General features: G+C 33.2%; 3 protein-coding genes. All 3 read right to left on the reverse strand.

The annotated features are described in order from the left end of the window. Positions 1-7: 7 nt before the first annotated feature. Positions 8-613 carry a sulfur carrier protein ThiS adenylyltransferase ThiF gene (thiF, locus tag M663_RS0104405; RefSeq protein WP_004398828.1) on the reverse strand — a complete coding sequence of 202 codons (606 nt, stop codon included), beginning with the start codon at positions 611-613 and terminating at the stop codon, positions 8-10. 112 nt (positions 614-725) lie between these two features. Then, positions 726-1,628 carry an ATP-binding protein gene (locus M663_RS0104410; protein ID WP_029688069.1) on the reverse strand — a complete coding sequence of 301 codons (903 nt, stop codon included), beginning with the start codon at positions 1,626-1,628 and terminating at the stop codon, positions 726-728. Positions 1,629-1,647: 19 nt separating this feature from the next. Continuing rightward, the coding region (locus M663_RS0104415; RefSeq protein WP_273702628.1) for a MoaD/ThiS family protein at positions 1,648-1,861 on the reverse strand (214 nt) is incomplete at its 5' end.

Consider the following 1,861-nt stretch of genomic DNA (forward strand, 5'->3'; position numbering starts at 1 on the left):
ATCATTTTTACTCCAGCTCATTTATCATCCTTAATACTTCATCTGCTTGTATTGCGGCGACTGCCATGACTTTGGGTGCCAAAGGTTTCTTTTCATTAATCGATGTAACAAAATCCCCCACAATTGAAAAGTTTTTACCCCGTTTTATTTTAATATTTTCGCAATCACCAAATCCTGCGACACCTGAAGCCAAAACCACTTTTTTATTATGTTTTTGGGCTTTTTTAAAAATCAGCGTTTTGGTAAATTCATTGTCAACAGCTTCCACAACTATATCATGTTGAGGGATTAACTCATCTAAATTTGACTCATCAATTTTTATATTTTTGGCTGCTATGTTTGCGTGGGGGTTGATTTTAAAGAGAGTATCTTTAAGGGCTAATACCTTTTTTTCTCCTACCTGGTGTAAAAAGTAATTTTGTCGGTTGAGATTTAAGATGTCTACCTCATCAAAATCGACTATTGTGAGGTTTTTAATACCACTTCTTATAAGCATTACTGCAACATTTGAACCAAGTCCACCACAGCCAATGAGAAGAATTTTTACTCTTGAAAGCTTGTCAAGCATCTTTTCATCAAAATAATTTTTAAGCATTACATCAAAAAGATTCATGCATTTTTCACTCTCCTTACTTTGTTTGTAATTTTAAATGTTGACTTTTGTGTAAGAAAAAGGCTGGTTTTAAAAATTTTTTATACTACCAGCCTTAGGTACAATCTCTACACTAGCTAACGGTATTAGAAACTTTTGTAAGTCTGCAAAAAGAACATTCTTCCGTTGTTGTGACATGGCCACAAGTTTTGCATTCCTTCAATTCAATATTTTCTACCTCTTTAAAATGTTTTTTGCCCTTTTCAAGGAAGCCAATCAAAAAACGCTGTTTTGTGCCAGGACTTTTTTCTTCCAGTTCATTTAGCAATTCTTTATAAAGAATTGAACGAGCTCCAACTGAATAAGGACACTCTTCATGTAAAAATTCAATTTTGTTTAAAAGTACGTAATACATGTTTTCTTTTTCTGTTAAAGTATAAAGAGGCTTTACTTTTTTTATAAGTTTCGGATGAGTTTGAGGTAAAACTGGTCCCTGTCTTGCAAGATAGCTTTCTCCCCAATTCAAAATATTGCCTAAAAGTGTTGCTGCTTCGTCATCTAAATTATGACCTGTTGCAATAACTGAAAATCCATTGTCGTAAGCTACTTTGTTAAACAAGTATCTTTTAATTGTTCCACATACGGAACAGGGGCTTCGTTTTAAAGTCTTTGAAAGCTTGTATATATCAAGCCCGAATTCTTCTTTAATATTTTTTACAATGAGTGGAAGATTATTTTTCTTTGCAAAATTTTCAACCACCTCTTGAGACCTGTTTGAATACTCTCCAATTCCAAGGTTTATATACATTGCGACAACGTTATAACCTTCCTTGGCTAGAACGTCCCACAGAGCCATACTATCTTTGCCGCCAGATACTACCACTAAAACTCTATCGTCTTTTTTAAACATTTTATTTTTTTGAATGTTTTTTAAGACTTGGTTTCTATAATAATGTAAAAAACACTCAGCACAGAAGGCTGCATTATGCCTTTTTAGAGTGATAACTGCTTTTTTCTTACATCTTATGCACTTCAATTGGTAAAGCCTCCTTCTACTAACCTCCAGAAACTACCGATATTATCTCTACTACATCATCATCTTGAAGAATTTCATCTGGAGTAACTATTTCTCCATTTTTTATAAAGACATGTGATTCTAAATTTATATCCAACTCTTTCGCGAGTTTTTCAACATTTTTTGGAGCTTTTATTGTAATTTGATTGTCTTTTCCTACAAATATTACTGTCATTCTTGATACCCCCGTAGAA

Origin of the sequence: Thermoanaerobacter sp. A7A (assembly GCF_000445185.1) — a bacterium.
GTDB lineage: Bacteria > Bacillota > Thermoanaerobacteria > Thermoanaerobacterales > Thermoanaerobacteraceae > Thermoanaerobacter.

Coding starts and splice junctions, on each gene's coding strand:
- thiF (WP_004398828.1), bottom strand. CDS start 613: ATGAATCTTTTTGATGTAATGCTTAAAAATTATTTTGATGAAAAGATG.